Annotated in this window: 1 pseudogene; it reads left to right on the top strand. The window is 68.4% G+C overall.

What is annotated here, in order from left to right:
- Positions 1-38: 38 nt before the first annotated feature.
- Positions 39-256, top strand: a pseudogene (locus SM755_RS23910) (NADP-dependent oxidoreductase); the annotation flags it as partial.

Below are 256 nucleotides of genomic sequence, written 5' to 3'. Positions count from 1 at the left end.
CCCCAATCGCATTACGACACGAGCACTGACCGGCATCCGTGACGGACACAAACCGCCAGTACGTCCTCGCGAAGCGACCGACCGGCGTCCCGGATCGAGACACCTTCGAACTCGTCGAGACCGACGTCCCCGACCCCGCCCCCGGCGAGGTCGTCGTCGAGACACGCTACCTCTCCGTCGACCCCTACATGCGCGACCGCATGAACGCCGGCGACTCCTACGCCGAGGCGTGGGACGTCGGCGACCCCCTCCAGGG

The sequence above is a fragment of the Natrialba sp. PRR66 genome (assembly GCF_034808065.1).
GTDB lineage: Archaea > Halobacteriota > Halobacteria > Halobacteriales > Natrialbaceae > Natrialba > Natrialba aegyptia.
The sequence above is the reverse complement of the archived record's forward strand: the minus strand, read 5'-3'. Positions and strand labels throughout refer to the sequence as shown.